Origin of the sequence: Ramlibacter sp. 2FC (assembly GCF_005503345.1) — a bacterium.
Classification (GTDB): Bacteria; Pseudomonadota; Gammaproteobacteria; order Burkholderiales; family Burkholderiaceae_C; genus SCMQ01.
The window spans coordinates 1-18581 of sequence record NZ_SCMM01000009.1; the positions used below are offsets into that span (position 1 = coordinate 1).

The window sequence follows — 18581 nt, forward strand, 5'->3', positions numbered from 1 at the left end:
TTCGGGGTGCGAGTGAGGGGGCATATGGAATCGTGTAAAGCCGCGTCAGCATTATAAAAATTAGTCATGTCCGGGCGCTGCGAGGGGAGGTGACGACCCGTGACTTGTTGGGGGCTGTTGTCGCATTTGTCTCCAGTGGTGACGCGCGAGGGGCCCGGCAAGCGTCGGCTTTTGGCAACGCATGAGAGGGGGGAAAACCGGAAAATCCTTTGGCCGACAAGGGGCCTGCTGATAGGATTCAAGTGGATTCTTAAGTCATTCCGGCCGTGTAGCGGTTGGTTACATGGGGAGGCTAGCCTTGAACGCTCTGGGGTCGTTGTTGAATCGTCAGTCCGCGCCCTTGCTGGGGCTGGACATCAGCTCCTCCAGCATCAAGCTGGTGGAGCTGGGGCACGGCAAGGCCGGGCAGCTGGTGCTCGAGTGCTGCGCGCTCGAGCCGCTGGAGCCGGGATGGGTCACGGATGGCAATGTCGAGAATTTCGACGAAGTGGCGGAAGCGCTGCGCCGCGTAGTGAAGAAAAGCGGCACCCGCACGCGCAACGTGGCGATGGCGCTGGCGCCGTCGGCCGTCATCACCAAGAAGATCACGCTGCCCGCCGGCCTCAGCGAGGCCGAGCTCGAGGCCCAGGTCGAGTCCGAGGCCAACCAGTACATCCCGTTCTCGCTCGACGAGGTCAGCCTGGACTTCTGCGTCGCCGGGCCCAGCCCCGGCTCGGCCGGCGACGTCGAGGTGCTGATCGCGGCCTCGCGCAAGGAGAAGGTGCAGGACCGCCAGGGCCTGGCCGAAGCCGCCGGCCTGCTCCCGGTGATCCTCGACGTCGAGTCCTATGCCTCGCGCCTGGCCGCCACCCGCCTGATCGAAACCCTGCCCGACGGCGGCAAGGACGTGGTGGTGGCCCTGTTCGAGATCGGCGCGCTGACGGCCAGCATGCAGGTGATCTGCAACGAGGACGTGCTGTACGAGCGCGACCAGGGCTTCGGCGGCGGCCTGCTGACCCAGCAGATCGTGAACCAGTACGGTTTTTCCCCGGAAGAGGCCGAGATCAAGAAGCGCAACGGCGACCTGCCCGAGGACTACGAGCAGAGCCTGCTCGAGCCCTTCATAGAGAGCCTCGCGCAGGAGATCGGCCGCGCCCTGCAGTTCTTCTTCACCAGCACGCCTTACCACCGGGTGGACTACGTGCTGCTGGCCGGCGGCTCCTCGGTGCTGCCCGGCCTGACCGAGGCCGTCACCCGTCACACCTCCTTCGCCTGCAGCCTGGCCAATCCCTTCCACGACATGGAGATCAGCAGCGGCGTGCGCGAGAAGAAACTCAGGCGCGAGGCGCCTTCCTATCTCACGGCCTGCGGCCTGGCCATGCGGAGGTTCCTGCAGTGATCCTGATCAACCTCTTGCCGCACCGGGAGGCGGCCCGCAAGCGCCGGCGCGAGATCTTCTACGCCACCCTGGGCGGATCGGCCCTGCTCGGCGGCCTGATCGCGGCCGCCGTGTTCACCTGGTACCAGGCCAAGATCGGCAGCCAGCAGGACAGGAACCAGCTGCTGCAGACCGAGATCGTGCGGCTGGAGGCGCAGATCAAGGACATCGCCACGCTGCAGGCCGAGATCGCCGCGCTGCGCGCGCGCCAGCAGGCCGTCGAGGACCTGCAGGCCGACCGCAACCTGCCGGTGCACCTGCTCAACGAACTGGTGCGCCAGTTGCCCGACGGCGTCTACCTGACCGGCATGCGCCAGGAGAACCAGGTCGTCACGCTGCAGGGCGTGGCGCAGTCGAACGAGCGGGTCTCCGAGCTGCTGCGCAACCTGTCCTACCGCAGCGAATGGCTCACGCGCCCCGAGCTCGTCGAGGTGGTCGCGGGCCAGGTCACGCTGGCGCCGCGCGACCAGCGCCGCGTGGCCAACTTCAGCCTGCGCGTGCATCTCAAGCGTGCCAGCGAGGCGCAGGCCGCGGCCTCGGCGCCGGCCTCCGCCGCGTCGGGGGCGGCGTCGGCTTCCGCCAGATCGTGATCGGAACCGCCATGGCTTTCAGAAACTCCAGCATCGATTTCGCGGCCGTGCAGGGCAAGCTGCGCAAGCAGTTCAGCGGCCTCGACCCCAACGACCCGGCCTCCTGGCCGGACCTGCCCAAGTACCTGCTGTGCGCGGCCGTGACCGTGATGGTCGTGACCCTGCTGTGGTTCCTCTGGCTGCAGGACTCGGCCGACGAGCTGGAGGCCGAGCGCCGGCGCGAGACCCAGCTGCGCCAGGACTACAGCAAGAAGGTGGCCCAGGCGGTCAACCTGGAGGCGCTGAAGAAGCAGCGCGAGCAGGTCCTGCAGTACGTGACCCAGCTGGAGAAGCAGCTGCCGAGCAAGGCCGAGATGGACGCCCTGCTGTCCGACATCAACCAGGCGGGCCTCGGCCGCAGCCTGCAGTTCGACCTGTTCCGCCCCGGCCTGGTCAACGTGCGCGAGTACTACGCCGAGCTGCCGATCGCGCTCAAGGTGACCGGCCGTTTCCACGACATCGGCTCGTTCACCGCCGACGTCGCCAACCTGTCGCGCATCGTGACCCTGAACAACCTCAGCATCACGCCGGCGCGCGACGGCTCGCTCACGTTGGACGCCACGGCCAGGACCTTCCGCTACCTCGACCTCGAGGAAGTGGCGGCCCAGCGCAAGGCGGCCAAACCGGGAGCGAAGAAATGATGGCCTTGCGTACCATGGGGACGGCGCTGCTGGCCGGCCTGCTGCTCGCGGGCTGCGGCGGCTCGGACGAAGACGAGTTGCGGCAATGGATGAACGAGCAGCGCGCGCTGACCAAGCCGCGCGTGACGCCGATTCCCGAACCCAAGCGCTTCGTGCCTCAGGCCTACCAGCAGGATGGGGCGGTCGAGCCCTTCAGCAACCAGAAGCTGACCCAGGCGCTGCGCCAGGCGGCGGCCCAGCCCGGCAACACGGCCCTGATCGCGCCCGAGCTGAACCGGCGCAAGGAGCCGCTGGAGAGCTTCCCGCTCGACGCCATGTCCATGGTCGGCAGCCTGAACAAGGCGGGCCAGCGCGTGGCCCTGGTCAAGGTGGACAACCTGCTCTACCAGGTCCGCGCCGGCAGCTACCTGGGGCAGAACTACGGCAAGGTCACCCGGATCAGCGAGACCGAGCTGACTTTGCGTGAAATCGTCCAGGATGCCGCGGGCGAGTGGATCGAACGTGCTGCCTCGTTGCAGCTGCAAGAGAGGTCGAAATGAAGCACCAGAACATCACGATGCAACGCTGGCTGGCCAGCGGCCTGCTGGCCCTGGGCGGCCTGCTGGGCGCTCTGTCCGCCCAGGCCCAGACTGCGATCGAGGCCGTGACCGGCTCGGTCCAGGGCGGGGTGGAGGTGGTCCGCGTGGACCTGTCCCAGCCCCTGGCGGCGGCGCCGACCGGCTTCGCCATCCAGTCGCCGGCCCGCATCGCGCTCGACTTCCCCGGCGTCAGCAACGCCATGGGCCGCTCCAGCGTGGAGATCAACCAGGGCAACCTGCGCTCGGTCAACGTGGTGCAGTCGGGCGAGCGCTCGCGCCTGGTGCTCAACCTCAAGCAGCCCACGGCCTACAAGACCGAGCTGCGCGGCAAGACCCTGTGGGTCACGCTCGAGCCGGTGGCCGGAGCTGCGCCGGTGGCGGCCGCGGCGCCGGTGTTCGCCGAGAGCCGCAACCGCGACGCGCTGCCGCTCAGGGACGTGGATTTCCGCCGCGGCCCCGACAACGCGGGCCGCGTGGTGGTGGACCTGGCCAACGACCAGGTCGGCGTCGACATCCGCCCGCAGGGCAAGACCCTGGTGGTGGAGTTCCTCAAGACCACGCTGCCCGAGGGCCTGCGCCGGCGTCTGGACGTGTCTGACTTCGGCACGCCGGTGCAGGCCGTGACCACGCAGCAGGTCGGCGAGCGCGTGCGCATGGTGATCGAGCCGCGCGGCGACTGGGAGCACAGCGCCTACCAGAGCGACAACCAGCTGGTGGTCGAGGTGCGCCCGCAGAAGGTCGACCCGACCAAGCTGACCCAGGGCCCGGGCTACAGCGGCGAGAAGCTCTCGCTGAACTTCCAGAACATCGAGGTGCGCTCGCTGCTGCAGGTGATCGCCGACTTCACCAGCTTCAACATCGTGACCTCGGATTCGGTCTCGGGCGCGGTGACCCTGCGCCTGAAGGACGTGCCCTGGGACCAGGCGCTGGACATCATCCTGCAGGCCAAGGGCCTGGACAAGCGCAAGGTCGGCAACGTGCTGTGGATCGCGCCGCGCGACGAGATCGCCGCCAAGGAAAAGCAGGAGCTCGAGGCCAAGGCCGCGATCCAGGGGCTGGAGCCGCTGCGCACCCAGGCCTTCCAGCTCAACTACACCAAGGCCGCCGACATCGCCGGCCAGCTCACGGCCGGTGGCGGCGGCACTGGCTCGAGCGGTGCCGGCAGCGCGCGCATCCTGAGCCCGCGCGGCAGCGTGATCGCCGAGCCGCGCACCAACCAGCTGTTCGTCTCGGACATCACCTCGCGCCTCGAGCAGGTGCAGGCCCTGATCGCCAAGCTCGACGTGGCGGTGCGCCAGGTGCTGATCGAGGCGCGCATCGTCGAGGCCTCGGACACCTTCGGCAAGTCCCTGGGCATGCGCCTGGGCGGCAGCGACCTGCGCACCAGCAACCCGCGCGGCGGCACGCCCGGCTACAGCTTCGGCGCCAACCGGGCGGCCTACGGCGCCACCTACAACGCGGTGACCGGCATGACGCGCGAGAGCGACACCGAGCTCACCACGGTCAACACCAGCTTCTTCAACCTGCCGGCGGTGGGCCTGAACGGCTACAACCCGGCCTCGTTCGCGATCTCGCTGTTCGGCTCCGCCGCCAACCGCTTCCTGAACCTCGAGATCTCCGCGCTCGAGGCCGACGGCAAGGGCAAGGTGGTGTCCAGCCCGCGCGTGGTGACGGCCGACCAGACCAAGGCCCTGATCGAGCAGGGCACCGAGCTGCCCTACCAGGTCGCCACCGCCAGCGGCGCGACCTCGATCGCCTTTCGCAAGGCCAACCTGAAGCTGGAAGTGACGCCCCAGATCACGCCCGAGGGCAACATCATCCTGGACCTGGACGTGAACAAGGACAGCGTGGGCCAGGCCACGGCGGCCGGTTTCGCGATCAACACCAAGCACATCAAGACCCAGGTGCTGGTGGAGAACGGCGGCACCGTGGTGATCGGCGGCATTTTCGAGCTCAACGAGTCGGACAGCGAAACCAAGGTACCATTGCTGGGCGACCTGCCGGCGGTCGGAAACCTGTTCAAGACCAGGTCGCGCAGCACCAACAAGCAGGAAATGCTGGTGTTCATCACGCCCAAGATGATTTCCGACCGGACTGCTGCGCGTTAACTTGAGCGCCTTAACTTGATTTCGTGACTGTCATTGCTCTGGTCGGTCTGCCCGGCTCTGGAAAATCCACCGTCGGACGACAACTGGCGCGCCGGCTCGCGGTCCCCTTCGTCGACTCCGACCATGTGATCGAGGAGCGCCTGGGCTGCTCGATCCGCGAGTATTTCGACCGCGAGGGCGAGGCTAGATTCCGCGATGTGGAAGAGGCGGCGATCGACGACCTCTCGCGCGAGCACCGCGGCGTGCTCGCCACCGGCGGCGGGGCCGTGCTGCGGCCCGCCAACCGCGAGCACCTGCGCGCGCGCTGCCAGGTGGTCTACCTTCGCTCCACTCCCGAGGAAGTGTTTCGCCGCCTGCGCCACGACGTGAGCCGGCCGCTGCTGCAGGTCGAGGACCCGCTGACCCGGCTGCGCGACCTGTTCGCGGCGCGCGATCCCCTGTACCGTGATGCGGCCCAGTTCGTGATCGAGACCGGGCGGCCTTCCGTGGCCACCCTGGTCAACATGATCACCATGCAGCTGGAACTGGCGGGCGTGCTCCCTCCACACTGAGCTTGTGTCACGCAGCCCCTAAACTCGGGGTATGCAAGCCCCATCCGTCTCCCAGCAGGTTGCCATCTCGCTCGGCGAGCGCAGCTACCCCATCGTCATCGGCCCGGCCCTGTTCGACGCGCCCCAGACCTATGCCGCCGTGCCGGCGTCCAGCGCCGCGCTGATCGTCACCAACACCACCGTGGGTCCGCTCTACGCCGAGCGCCTGCGCGGCGCGCTGGCCGGGCGCCACCGGGCGGTCCATGTCGTCACCCTGCCCGACGGCGAGGCGCACAAGACCTGGGCCACGCTGAACCTGATCTTCGATGCCCTGCTGTCCAACGGCTGCGACCGCAAAACCGTGCTCTACGCCCTGGGCGGCGGGGTGGTCGGCGACATGACCGGCTTCGCCGCGGCCAGCTACATGCGCGGCGTGCCCTTCGTCCAGGTGCCGACCACGCTGCTGGCCCAGGTCGACTCCTCGGTCGGCGGCAAGACCGCGATCAACCACCCCCTGGGCAAGAACATGATAGGCGCCTTCTACCAGCCGCGCCTGGTGGTCTGCGACCTCGACACGCTCAAGACCCTGCCGCCGCGCGAGCTCAGCGCGGGCCTGGCCGAGGTCATCAAATACGGCCCGATCGCCGACCTGGACTTCCTGGACTGGATCGAGGCCGGTATGGACGCGCTGGTGGCGCGCAATCCGGCGGCGCTGGCGCACGCGGTGCAGCGCAGCTGCCAGATCAAGGCGGCCGTGGTGGGCGAGGACGAGCGCGAGTCGGGCCTGCGCGCCATCCTCAACTTCGGCCACACCTTCGGCCACGCCATCGAGGCGGGCATGGGCTACGGCGCCTGGCTGCACGGCGAGGCCGTGGGCTGCGGCATGGTCATGGCGGCGCGGCTGTCTCAGCGCCTGGGCGGGGTCGACGAGGCCTTCGTGCAGCGGCTCGCGGCCCTGATCGGCCGCGCGGGCCTGCCGGTGCGCGCCCCGGTGCTGGACCCGGACGACAACGCCGGGCGCTACCTCGAGCTGATGCGCGTGGACAAGAAGGCCGAGGGCGGCGAGATCCGCTTCGTCGTGATCGACCCGCCCGGGCGCGCGCTGCTGCGCGGCGCTCCTGACGCGCTGGTGCGCGAGGTCATAGACGCGTGCTGCAAGGGATGAGCCTGGGGGGCTGCGGCGCTCAAGTCATGACGCTCGCGCCCTACGCCTGCGACCCCGCGCGCTCGCGCGGCCGCCGCCACGCCGAGGTGCCGGCGCCCACGCGCACCGAGTTCCAGCGCGACCGCGACCGCATCGTGCACTCCACGGCCTTCCGGCGCCTGGTCTACAAGACCCAGGTGTTCCTCAACCACGAGGGCGACCTGTTCCGTACCCGGCTCACGCATTCGCTCGAGGTGGCGCAGCTGGGCCGATCGATCGCGCGTTCGCTGGGACTCAACGAGGACCTGGTCGAGGCCGTCGCCCTGGCGCACGACCTGGGCCACACGCCCTTCGGCCACGCCGGGCAGGACGCGCTGAACGCCTGCATGGCCGGCCATGGCGGCTTCGAGCACAACCTGCAGAGCCTGCGCGTGGTCGACCAGCTCGAAGAACGCTACCCGGCCTACGACGGGCTCAACCTGAGCTTCGAGACGCGCGAGGGCATCCTCAAGCACTGCTCGCGCGCCAACGCCGAGAAGCTCGAGGCGGCCGAGCCCGGCGGCGTGGCGCGCCGCTTCCTGGACCGCAGCGAGCCCAGCCTGGAGGCCCAGCTGTGCAACCTGGCCGACGAGATCGCCTACAACGCGCACGACATCGACGACGGCGTGCGCTCCGGCCTGATCACGCTGGCCCAGCTCGAAGCGGTCGAGCTGTTCGAGCGCCACCGGCTCGAGGCCCTGGCCCAGCACCCGGGCCTGGGCGAGGCTGGCCAAGGACGGCGCCTGCTCTACGAAACCATACGCCGCATGCTCAGCGCCCAGGTCTACGACGTGATCGCGGCGACGCGGGCCGCTCTCGCGACGGCCGCGCCGGACAGCGCCGACGCGGCGCGCCGGGCCGGGCCGCTGGTGCTGTTCAGCGAAGCCATGCGCGAGCAGTCCGGCGCGCTCAAGCGCTTCCTGTTCGCCAACCTCTACCGCCACCCGCAGGTGGTGCAGACCACGGACCAGGCCCGGGCCGTGGTGCGCGAGCTGTTCGACGCCTACTGCGCCGATCCGGCCCAGATGCCGGCGGGCTTCGCCGCGCGCGCCGACACCCCGCGCGCGGTGGCCGACTACATCGCCGGCATGACCGACCGCTTTGCCGCGCGCGAGCACGAGCGGCTCAGCGGGCGCCGCCTGCTGCCATGAGCATGGCCAGGAGGGGGATCGATCCGGCGCTGCTCGTGATCCTCGCCGGCGTCAGCGCGGCGCTGCACGTGGGCAAGCTGCCGCCGGCCCTGCCGGTGCTGCGCGAAGCGCTGGGAGTGAGCCTGCTGCAGGCCGGCTTCCTGCTCTCGCTGGTGCAGCTGGCCGGCATGGGCCTGGGCCTGGCCGTGGGGCTCGCCGCCGACGGCCTGGGCCTGCGGCGCAGCATGCTGATCGGCCTGGGCGTGCTGTGCGCGGCCGGCCTGCTGGGCGGCTGGGCGCGCGGCCCGGCCGATCTGCTGGTGCTGCGTGCGCTCGAGGGTTTCGGCTTCCTGCTGGTCTCGCTGCCTGCGCCCAGCCTGGTGCGCCAGCTGGTGGCGCCCGCGCGCCTGAGTGCCATGCTGGGCCTGTGGGGCGCCTACATGCCGCTGGGTACGGCCCTGGCCCTGCTGGCCGGCCCCTGGGTCATGGCGGTCCTGGGCTGGCAGGGCTGGTGGTGGCTGTTGGCGCTGCTTTCGGGCGCGATGGCGCTGTGGCTGGCCCAGGCCCTGCCCTCGGATGCGGCGCGGCAGGCCGGCGCACCAGCCCCGTCCGTGGCCATGGCGGGAGGCTGGTGGCCGCGCCTGCGCCAGACCCTGGGGGCGCCGGGGCCCTGGCTGGTGGCACTGTGCTTCGCCATGTATTCGGGCCAGTGGCTGGCCGTGATCGGTTTCCTGCCCACGGTCTACGCCCAGGCCGGCCTGGCGGGCGGCGCGGCCGGGGCCCTGACCGCGCTGGCCGCCGCCGTCAACATGAGCGGCAACATCGCCTCGGGCCGCCTGCTGCAGCGCGGCGTGCCTGCGCGGCGGCTGCTCCACCTGGGCTTTGTCGCCATGTTCGCGGGCGCCTGGCTGGCCTTCGGCCTCGGGGAGGGCGCATCGCCGGCCCTGCGCTACGCCGGCGTGCTGCTGTTTTCCGCCCTGGGCGGCCTGATCCCCGGCACCCTGTTCTCGCAGGCCGTGCATCTTGCGCCCAACGAACGCACGGTCTCGACCACCGTGGGCTGGGTCCAGCAATGGTCGGCCCTGGGCCAGTTCTTCGGCCCGCCGCTGGTCGCCTGGGTGGCAGGTCAGGTGGGCGGCTGGGGCTGGACCTGGGCCGTTACCGGGGCCTGCTCGGCCGTCGGCATGGGGCTGGCGCTGCGCATGGCCCGGCTGCGGCGCGGCTGAGGCGGGGCGGTCACAATCGGGGCCATGCCATACGAAGCACCGACCGTCGAACAGGACATGCGCCGCTGGCTCGAGCGCGCGGTCATAGGCCTGAACCTCTGCCCGTTTGCCAAGGCCGTGCATGTCAAGGGCCAGATCCACTACGCCGTCAGCGCGGCGAGCTGCGCCGCCGAGCTGCGCCGCGACCTGCTGGCCGAACTGCGCGACCTGGCCGCCATGGATGCGCAGCAGCGCGACACCACGCTGCTGATCGCGCCGCTCGCCTTTCCCGACTTCCTCGATTTCAACGACTTCCTGGCCGAGGCCGACCAGGCCCTGGCCGAGCTCGACCTGGAGGGCGTGCTGCAGATCGCCAGCTTCCACCCGCGCTACCGGTTCGCCGGCACGGACCCTGACGACATCACGAACTTCACCAACCGCGCGCCCCACCCGACGCTGCACCTGCTGCGCGAGGCCAGCTTGGACCGCGCGGTCCAGGCCTTTCCCGAGGCCGAGACGATCTACGAGACCAACATGGCCACCCTGGAGCGGCTCGGCCCCGAGGGCTGGCGCGCGCTCGACGTAGGCCCGTCGCCGGCCGCCGGAACCGAAGGCGGGGGGCGGCCATGAAGCCGCGCAAGGGCATGGCGTCGGCCTCGCAGCCGGTGGCCGAGGTGCTGGCCGAGCTGCGGCCCGGCCAGTCGGTGGAACTGCTCAAGGCGCTGCACATCCTCACGCGCGAGGGCCGGCTCAACCAGGACTCGCGGCGCAAGCTCAAGCAGGTCTACCACCTCTACCAGTTCATCGAGAAGCTGCTGCGGGAGCTGCCCGAGTCGGAGGCCGGCATCACCCTGGCCGACCATGGCGCCGGCAAGTCCTACCTCGGCTTCATCGTCTACGACCTGTACTTCAAGACCCTGGGGCGCGGCCACATCTACGGCATAGAGACCCGGCCCGAGCTGGTGCAGCGCTCGCGCGAGCTGGCGGCGCGCCTGGGTTTCGAGCGCATGTCCTTTCTCAACCTCACGGTGGCCGAGTCGGCGCAGTCCGAGGCGCTGCCGGCGCGCATCGACGTGGTGACGGCGCTGCACGCCTGCGACACCGCCACCGACGACGCGATCGCCTTCGGCCTGCAGAAGCAGGCCCGCCACATGGTGCTGGTGCCCTGCTGCCAGGCCGAGGTGGCCGCCAGCCTGCGCCAGAACAAGGCGCTGCAGCTGGCGCGCACGCCGCTGGCCGAGCTCTGGCGCCATCCGCTGCACACGCGCGAGCTGGGCAGCCAGCTGACCAATGTGCTGCGCTGCCTGTACCTGGAGGCCTGCGGCTACCAGGTCACGGTGACCGAGCTCGTGGGCTGGGAACACAGCCTGAAGAACGAGCTCATCATCGCCAGCTACACCGGTCAGAGAAAGCGCAGCGCGGCCGAGCGGCTGCAGGCCATCCTCGTGCAGTTCGGCCTGCAGGACCTGCTGCAGACACGTTTTTCCGGGCTCGGCCCGGCGTCGGCGATGGTGCAGGACCTGGCGGCGGCCGGCCCCGGCGTGCCGCCGGTCTGAACCCGGCCGGCCCGGCGCCGGGATGGCCCGTCAGCTGCAGGGGGCCGCGTAGGGATTGGGCTCGGGGGCGAAATGGCTGCGGGCTTCGAGCGCGTCCATCCGGAAAATGCCGACGCGCTGCTGTTTGGCGCGGTGCTTGGCCGCCGCCGCGGCCGACGCCACTTCTTCGGCGCTGCCGAACATGCCCGGGCCGACCTGGATCACGCCTATGCTCAGCGTGGTGCAGCCGTGAAAGCGCACCACGCCCTGCCGGTCTTCGGCGTGGATGCCGCCCGCCTGGCGGGCCTCGGGATCGAACAGCGCCAGCGCGCCCTGGTTGAAGCGCTGCACGGCGCGGGCGCAGCGGGCTTCCCAGTCGCGGCTTTGCAGCAGCATCACGAAGTCGTCGCCGCCCACATGGCCCACGAAGTCGCGGCGCGGGTCGCAGGCCGAGACGATGGCCTCGGCCTGGAGCCGGATCATTTCATCGCCGCGCCAGTAGCCGTAATGGTCGTTGAAGGGCTTGAACTGGTTCAGGTCGGCGTAGCAGGCGACGAAGTCGTGGCCGCTGGCGAGCAGGCGCTCGATGTGGATGGTGATGGGCAGGTTGCCGGGCAGAAAGGTCAGCGGGTTGGCGTGGCGGGCCGCCTCGATGCGCGCCTCGGTCACCGCGCGCACCAGCTGCTCGCCCGTGCCCAGGCCGCGGTAGCGTCCGCGCTCGGTGAGGATGAAGCCCTCGGTCAGGTAGCGCTGGTCGCTGGAGGTCAGCACCTGCGTCAGGTCTTCGATCGGGGTGTGCGTTTCCACGACCAGGGGCTGCAGGTTGGCGTGCAGCCGGCAAGGGCGGCGGCCCATCAGCTCCCTGAAGTAGGGTCTCAGGTACAGGTCCTGTATGCGCTGGCGCAGCACCAGGCCCACCGGCTGCCCGTCCTTCACCAGCGGCAGGGCGTGCAGCTGCTCATGCTGGCGAAACAGGGTGACCACGTCGTCGTGGCAGAGCTCGGGGGAGATGGCGGGGGCGGGGATGCGCAGGCTTTCGGCCGTCAGGGCGCGGTTGCTGGCGTGGCGCTGCTGCGGCAGCACGGCGATCTCTCGGCTGTGCAGCACCTGGCGCGGCGCCTCGGCCAGCGCCTGAAGGGCCTGCGGTGCGGGTCGGCCGAGAAAGAAGCCCTGGGCCATGGGCACGCCGATGTCGCGCAGCACGCGCAGCTCGTCCGCCGTTTCCACGCCCTCGGCGACCAGCTGCGCGCCGAAGGTCTCGGCGATCTGCAGCAGGGCGCGGTAAGTCTGCAGCTTGTGGCTGGTGGTGTTGACCTGGCGCGTGAAGTACTTGTCGATCTTCACGTACTCGGGGCGCAGCTCGGACCACAGGCGCAGGCTGGAGCGGCCGTCGCCGAAATCGTCGAGCGCCAGCGAGATGCCGGCGCTGCGCAGCGTCGCCATGGCCTCCTGCAGGGCCGGCATGTCGTGCACATGCTCGTGCTCGGTCAGCTCGATCACCACGCCGGACAGCGCCAGCGCGCCGGTATCCTCGGGCTGCACCGCGTGCGCCAGGCCCTCCCGGCCCGTGCCCGCGACCAGTGCCGAGGCGCTCATGTTCACGAACAGGCGGCCGGGCTGCGCCTGTTGATGCCAGCAGCGCAGGGCCCGGCGCAGGCAGGCCAGCTCCAGCTCGATTGCCAGGCCCTCCAGGCGCGCGGCGGCGAACAGGCGGTCGGGGGCGGGCCAGGGGCTGTCCGGCGGCGGCCGCACCAGGGCCTCGTGGCCGTGGATGTCGGCCTGGCCCAGGCCGACGATGGGCTGGAAATGGATGTCCAGGGCGTCGCTGGCCAGCAGTTCGCGTACTGTGGCCGGCGGGCAGTTGCTGGAGAGCGAGGCCATGTTCATAGGGCGGACTGGTGTTTTTACTTCGGTGGTGTGACAGTCGTGTGACTTTGGCGTGACAGCCTCCGACGATCTTCCCGGCTGCGAGCCATTAACATGCCGCTTTGCTTCGCCACTCCGCCCATGGCCCGCCTGCCCCGTCTGACTCTGCCCGGCTACGCGCACCACGTGATCCAGCGTGGCAACAACCGTCAGCCCATCTTCGCGACGCCGGCCGACCGTGAGCGCCTGCTCGCGCTGCTGGCCGAGTACGCGGCCCAGTTCGGCGTGGCCTTGCACGCCTATGTGCTGATGGACAACCATTTCCACCTGCTGGCCACGCCCGAGACGGCGCAAGGGCTGCCGCAGATGATGCAGGCCGTGGGGCGGCGCTACGTGCGCCATTTCAACGACAGCCAGGGCCGCAGCGGCACCCTCTGGGAGGGGCGCTACCGCTCGACCCTGATCCAGGCCGAGCGTCACCTGCTGGCCTGCATGGCCTACATCGACCTGAACCCGGTGCGCGCCGGCCTGGTGGCCGACCCGCGCGACTACCCCTGGTCCAGCCATGGCCACTACATCGGCCTGCGCCACGACCGCCTGATCACGCCGCACGCGCTTTACTGGCAGCTCGGCAATACCCCGTTCGCGCGCGAGGCGGCCTATGCGGAGCTGGTGCGCGCAGGCCTCAGCCCCGCGCAGCAGCAGGCCCTGACCCAGTCGGCGCTGCGCGGCTGGGCGCTCGGCGACACGGACTTCGTGGCCGAGTTGCAGCGGCGGACCGAGCGCCGTGTCAGCAAGGGGAGGGCGGGCCGGCCCGCTGCGGATCGCAAGACCGGTTGAAGGTCGGCACGCAGCTTGCGTGCATCGTCAGTGTCCTTGTGATTAATGCGTCCCCAATTAATTTTAGAATTTTCTTTTCTGGAGTTAATTGGAATCTGACCCCATTTATTCTGCTTGAAATGCTTGCTGCGCTGCACTATGCTTCGGCTTCCCTGTGAAATTGAGGAGTGCGCCATGACCACGGCAGCCGAGAAACAAGCCCTGCAACAGACCGGTCTGTACGACCCCGCCAACGAGCACGACGCCTGCGGCGTGGGTTTCGTGGCGCACATCAAGGGCGAGAAGAGCCATGCCATCGTGCAGCAGGGCCTCAAGATCCTCGAGAACCTGGACCACCGTGGCGCCGTCGGCGCCGACAAGCTGATGGGCGACGGTGCCGGCATCCTGATCCAGCTGCCCGACGCCCTGTACCGCGAGGAGATGGCCAAGCAGGGCGTGGCCCTGCCGCCGCCCGGCGAATACGGCGTGGGCATGATCTTCCTGCCCAAGGAGCATGCCTCGCGCCTGGCCTGCGAGCAGGAGATGGAGCGTGCCATCAAGGCCGAGGGCCAGGTGCTGCTGGGCTGGCGCGACGTGCCGGTCAACCGCGAGATGCCCATGTCGCCCACGGTGCGCGAGAAAGAGCCCATCCTGCGCCAGGTCTTCATCGGCCGCGGCAGCGACGTGATCGTGCAGGACGCGCTCGAGCGCAAGCTCTACGTGATCCGCAAGACCGCCAGCGCCGCCATCCAGCGCCTCAAGCTCAAGCACAGCAAGGAATACTACGTGCCCAGCATGAGCAGCCGCACCGTCGTCTACAAGGGCCTGCTGCTGGCCAACCAGGTGGGCACTTACTACCGTGACCTGGAAGACCCGCGCTGCGTTTCGGCCCTGGGTCTGGTGCACCAGCGCTTCTCGACCAACACCTTCCCCGAGTGGCCGCTGGCCCACCCCTACCGCTATGTCGCGCACAACGGCGAGATCAACACGGTCAAGGGCAACTACAACTGGATGAAGGCGCGCGAGGGCGTGATGTCCTCGCCGGTGCTGGGCGAGGACCTCAGGAAGCTCTATCCGATCAGCTTCGCCGACCAGTCCGATACCGCGACCTTCGACAACTGCCTCGAGCTGCTGACCATGGCCGGCTACCCGATCAGCCAGGCCGTGATGATGATGATCCCCGAGCCCTGGGAGCAGCACACCACCATGGACGAGCGCCGCAAGGCCTTCTACGAATACCACGCGGCCATGCTCGAGCCTTGGGACGGTCCGGCTTCCATCGTGTTCACCGACGGCCGCCAGATCGGCGCCACGCTGGACCGCAACGGCCTGCGCCCCTCGCGCTACTGCATCACCGACGATGATTTCGTGATCATGGGCTCGGAGTCCGGCGTGCTGCCCGTGCCCGAGAGCAAGATCGTGCGCAAGTGGCGCCTGCAGCCCGGCAAGATGTTCCTGATCGACCTCGAGCAGGGCCGCATGATCGACGACGAGGAGCTCAAGGCCAACCTCGCCAACAGCAAGCCCTACAAGCAGTGGATCGAGAACCTGCGCATCAAGCTCGACGACGTGGAAGGCCCGGCCACGGTCACGCCGCTGCCGCACGAGGTTTCGCTGCTGGACCGCCAGCAGGCCTTCGGCACCACCCAGGAGGACATCAAGTTCCTGCTCGCGCCCATGGCCCAGGCCGGCGAGGAGGGCATTGGCTCCATGGGCAACGACAGCCCGCTGGCTGTGCTGTCGGACAAGAACAAGCCGCTGTACAACTACTTCAAGCAGCTGTTCGCCCAGGTGACCAACCCGCCGATCGATCCGATCCGCGAGGCCATCGTGATGTCGCTGGTGTCCTTCATCGGACCCAAGCCCAACCTGCTCGACATCAACCAGGTCAACCCGCCGATGCGCCTGGAGGTGAGCCAGCCCGTGCTGGACTTCGCCGACATGGCCAAGCTGCGCGACATCGAGGCCGTCACCCAGGGCAAGTTCCGCAGCGCCACCCTGGACATCACCTACCCGGTGGCCTGGGGCCGCGAGGGCGTGGAGGCCAAGCTGGCCTCGCTGTGCGCCGAAGCCGTGGACGCGATCAAGGGCGGCAAGAACATCCTGATCATCAGCGACCGCGCCATCAGCGCCACCCAGGTGGCGATCCCCGCGCTGCTGGCCCTGTCGGCCATCCACCAGCACCTGGTGCGCGAGGGCCTGCGCACCACGGCCGGCCTGGTGGTCGAGACCGGCACCGCGCGCGAGGTGCACCACTTCGGCGTGCTGGCCGGCTATGGCGCCGAGGCCGTGCACCCCTACCTGGCCATGGAGACCCTGGCCGCGATCCACAAGGACCTGCCGGGCGACCTGTCGGCCGAGAAGGCGATCTACAACTACGTCAAGGCGATCGGCAAGGGCCTGTCCAAGATCATGTCCAAGATGGGCGTGAGCACCTACATGAGCTACTGCGGCGCCCAGCTGTTCGAGGCCATCGGCCTGAACAGCGACACCGTGGCCAAGTACTTCACCGGCACCGCCAGCCGCGTGGAAGGCCTGGGCGTGTTCGAGATCGCCGAGGAGGCGATCCGCATGCACAAGGCTGCCTTCGGCGACGACCCGGTGCTGGCCAACATGCTCGACGCCGGCGGCGAGTACGCCTGGCGCGTGCGCGGCGAGGAGCACATGTGGTCGCCCGACGCGATCGCCAAGCTGCAGCACAGCACGCGCGCCAACAACTGGAACACCTACAAGGAATACGCCCAGCTGATCAACGACCAGAGCCGCCGCCACATGACGCTGCGCGGCCTGTTCGAGTTCAAGATCGACCCGGCCAAGGCGATTCCGGTCGAGGAGGTCGAGTCGGCCAAGGAGATCGTCAAGCGCTTCGCCACCGGCGCCATGTCGCTGGGCTCGATCTCAACCGAGGCGCATGCCACGCTGGCCATCGCGATGAACCGCGTCGGCGGCAAGAGCAACACCGGCGAGGGCGGCGAGGACGCGGCGCGCTACCGCAACGAGCTCAAGGGCATCCCGATCAAGAAGGGCGAGACGCTCAAGAGCGTGATCGGCGAGGACGTGGTCGAGGTCGACCTGCCGCTGGAAGACGGCGACTCGCTGCGCTCGCGCATCAAGCAGGTGGCCTCGGGCCGCTTCGGCGTCACCGCCGAGTACCTGGCCTCGGCCGACCAGATCCAGATCAAGATGGCGCAGGGCGCCAAGCCCGGCGAGGGCGGCCAGCTGCCCGGCGGCAAGGTGTCCGACTACATTGGCAAGCTGCGCCACAGCGTGCCCGGCGTGGGCCTGATCTCGCCGCCGCCGCACCACGACATCTACTCGATCGAGGACCTGGCCCAGCTGATCCACGACCTGAAGAACGTGGCGCCGCATGCCAGCATCAGCGTCAAGCTGGTGTCCGAGGTCGGCGTGGGCACCATCGCCGCGGGCGTGGCCAAGTGCAAGAGCGACCATGTGGTGATCGCCGGCCATGACGGCGGCACCGGCGCCTCGCCCTGGTCCTCGATCAAGCACGCCGGCAGCCCCTGGGAGATCGGCCTGGCCGAGACCCAGCAGACCCTGGTGCTCAACCGCCTGCGCAGCCGCATCCGCGTGCAGGCCGACGGCCAGATGAAGACCGGCCGCGACGTCGCCATCGGCGCGCTGCTGGGCGCCGATGAATTCGGCTTCGCCACCGCGCCGCTGGTGGTCGAGGGCTGCATCATGATGCGCAAATGCCACCTCAACACCTGCCCGGTGGGCGTGGCCACGCAGGACCCGGTGCTGCGCCGCAAGTTCTCGGGCAAGCCCGAGCATGTGGTGAACTACTTCTTCTTCATTGCCGAGGAAGTGCGCCAGATCATGGCCCAGCTGGGCATCCGCAAGTTCGACGACATGATCGGTCGCTCCGACCTGCTCGACATGAAGCAGGGCATCGCGCACTGGAAGGCGCGCGGCCTGGACTTCAGCCGCCTGCTGGCCCTGCCTACGGTGCCGGCCGACGTGGCCCGCTACCATGTCGAGAACCAGGAGCATGGCCTGGAGAAGTCGCTCGACAACGTGCTGATCGCCAAGAGCCGCGCCGCCATCGAAAAGGGCGAGAAGGTGCAGTTCATGGAGGTGGCGCGCAACGTCAACCGCTCGGTCGGCGCCATGCTGTCCGGCGCGCTGACCAAGGTGCACCCGGACGGCCTGCCCGACGACACCATCCGCATCCAGCTCGAGGGCACGGGCGGCCAGTCCTTCGGCGCCTTCCTGGCCCGCGGCATCACGCTGTACCTGATCGGCGAGGCCAACGACTACACCGGCAAGGGCCTGTCGGGCGGCCGCATCGTGGTGCGCCCCAGCCTGGACTTCCGCGGCGAGGCGACGCAGAACATCATCGTGGGCAACACCGTGATGTACGGCGCCACCACCGGTGAGGCCTTCTTCAGCGGCGTGGCCGGCGAGCGCTTCGCGGTGCGCCTGTCGGGTGCGACCGCCGTCGTCGAGGGCACGGGCGACCATGGCTGCGAGTACATGACCGGCGGCACCGTGGCCGTGCTGGGCAAGACCGGCCGCAACTTCGCCGCCGGCATGAGCGGCGGCCTGGCCTATGTCTACGACGAGGACGGCCAGTTCGCCAAGCGCTGCAACACCGCCATGGTCAGCCTGGAGAAGGTGCTGCCCGCCGCCGAGCAGGAAGCCACGCTGGACCGCGGCGTCTGGCACCGCGACCAGACCGACGAGGCGCAGCTCAAGAAGCTGCTCGAGGACCACCACCGCTGGACCGGCAGCAAGCGCGCGCGCGCCCTGCTGGACAACTGGGCCGAGGCGCGCCAGAAGTTCGTCAAGGTGTTCCCGAACGAGTACAAGCGCGCCCTGGGCGAGATCAATGCGCGCAAGGCCGCGGTCGCCGCCACCGGCAAGGCCCAGGCCTCGGCCAAGGAAGCCGTCGTCGCCAAGTAAGCACTGAAGGATTGAAG

Annotated in this window: 14 protein-coding genes; 13 read left to right on the forward strand and 1 reads right to left on the reverse strand. The window is 69.2% G+C overall.

Annotated elements, in window-relative coordinates; genetic code table 11:
• The first annotated feature begins 298 nt into the window (after positions 1–298).
• Genes FFS10_RS05855 through FFS10_RS05905 form a run of 11 tightly spaced genes read left to right on the forward strand, consistent with a single transcriptional unit; the run spans position 299 to position 10977 of the window.
• On the forward strand, positions 299–1378 hold the full coding sequence (locus tag FFS10_RS05855; protein WP_137892521.1) for a pilus assembly protein PilM: 1080 nt from the start codon (positions 299–301) through the stop codon (positions 1376–1378).
• Entirely contained in the window at positions 1375–2007 is a 633-nt protein-coding gene (locus FFS10_RS05860; protein WP_137892523.1) for a PilN domain-containing protein, read from the forward strand. The genes FFS10_RS05855 and FFS10_RS05860 overlap by 4 nt, the downstream gene beginning before the upstream one ends.
• Before the next feature lie 11 nt (positions 2008–2018).
• Positions 2019–2687, forward strand: a complete 669-nt coding sequence (locus FFS10_RS05865; protein WP_137892525.1) for a type IV pilus inner membrane component PilO — start codon at positions 2019–2021, stop codon at positions 2685–2687.
• Entirely contained in the window at positions 2684–3226 is a 543-nt protein-coding gene (locus FFS10_RS05870) for a pilus assembly protein PilP (RefSeq protein ID WP_137892526.1), read from the forward strand. Before FFS10_RS05865 ends, FFS10_RS05870 begins: the two co-directional genes overlap by 4 nt.
• Positions 3223–5373 carry a type IV pilus secretin PilQ gene (locus FFS10_RS05875; protein ID WP_137892528.1) on the forward strand — a complete coding sequence of 717 codons (2151 nt, stop codon included), beginning with the start codon at positions 3223–3225 and terminating at the stop codon, positions 5371–5373. The genes FFS10_RS05870 and FFS10_RS05875 overlap by 4 nt, the downstream gene beginning before the upstream one ends.
• Positions 5374–5396: 23 nt before the next feature.
• On the forward strand, positions 5397–5924 hold the full coding sequence (locus FFS10_RS05880; RefSeq protein ID WP_171016073.1) for a shikimate kinase: 528 nt from the start codon (positions 5397–5399) through the stop codon (positions 5922–5924).
• 31 nt (positions 5925–5955) lie between these two features.
• Positions 5956–7068, forward strand: coding sequence for a 3-dehydroquinate synthase (gene aroB / locus FFS10_RS05885; RefSeq protein WP_137892529.1), 1113 nt, complete (start codon positions 5956–5958; stop codon positions 7066–7068).
• 26 nt (positions 7069–7094) lie between these two features.
• A complete protein-coding gene (locus tag FFS10_RS05890) occupies positions 7095–8237 on the forward strand; it encodes a deoxyguanosinetriphosphate triphosphohydrolase (RefSeq protein ID WP_137892531.1) in 1143 nt (380 codons plus the stop codon).
• Positions 8234–9442: an MFS transporter gene (locus FFS10_RS05895; RefSeq protein WP_137892533.1), complete on the forward strand. Its 1209-nt coding sequence runs from the start codon at positions 8234–8236 to the stop codon at positions 9440–9442. The genes FFS10_RS05890 and FFS10_RS05895 overlap by 4 nt, the downstream gene beginning before the upstream one ends.
• 24 nt (positions 9443–9466) lie before the next feature.
• Positions 9467–10051, forward strand: a complete 585-nt coding sequence (locus FFS10_RS05900) for a DUF1415 domain-containing protein (protein WP_137892535.1) — start codon at positions 9467–9469, stop codon at positions 10049–10051.
• On the forward strand, positions 10048–10977 hold the full coding sequence (locus FFS10_RS05905) for a class I SAM-dependent methyltransferase (RefSeq protein WP_137892537.1): 930 nt from the start codon (positions 10048–10050) through the stop codon (positions 10975–10977). The genes FFS10_RS05900 and FFS10_RS05905 overlap by 4 nt, the downstream gene beginning before the upstream one ends.
• A 30-nt stretch (positions 10978–11007) precedes the next feature.
• Here FFS10_RS05905 and FFS10_RS05910 read toward each other — a convergent pair whose 3' ends face one another.
• Positions 11008–12843 carry a phosphodiesterase gene (locus FFS10_RS05910; RefSeq protein ID WP_137892539.1) on the reverse strand — a complete coding sequence of 612 codons (1836 nt, stop codon included), beginning with the start codon at positions 12841–12843 and terminating at the stop codon, positions 11008–11010.
• A 120-nt stretch (positions 12844–12963) separates the two neighbouring features.
• Here FFS10_RS05910 and FFS10_RS05915 point away from each other — a divergent pair, with 120 nt between their 5' ends.
• Both FFS10_RS05915 and FFS10_RS05920 read left to right on the forward strand, forming a co-directional pair.
• Positions 12964–13662, forward strand: a complete 699-nt coding sequence (locus FFS10_RS05915; protein WP_137892541.1) for an REP-associated tyrosine transposase — start codon at positions 12964–12966, stop codon at positions 13660–13662.
• 174 nt (positions 13663–13836) lie between these two features.
• The gene (locus FFS10_RS05920) at positions 13837–18564 is read left to right on the forward strand and encodes a glutamate synthase-related protein (protein WP_137892543.1); all 4728 of its coding nucleotides are present in this window, start codon (positions 13837–13839) and stop codon (positions 18562–18564) included.
• Positions 18565–18581: the final 17 nt, after the last annotated feature.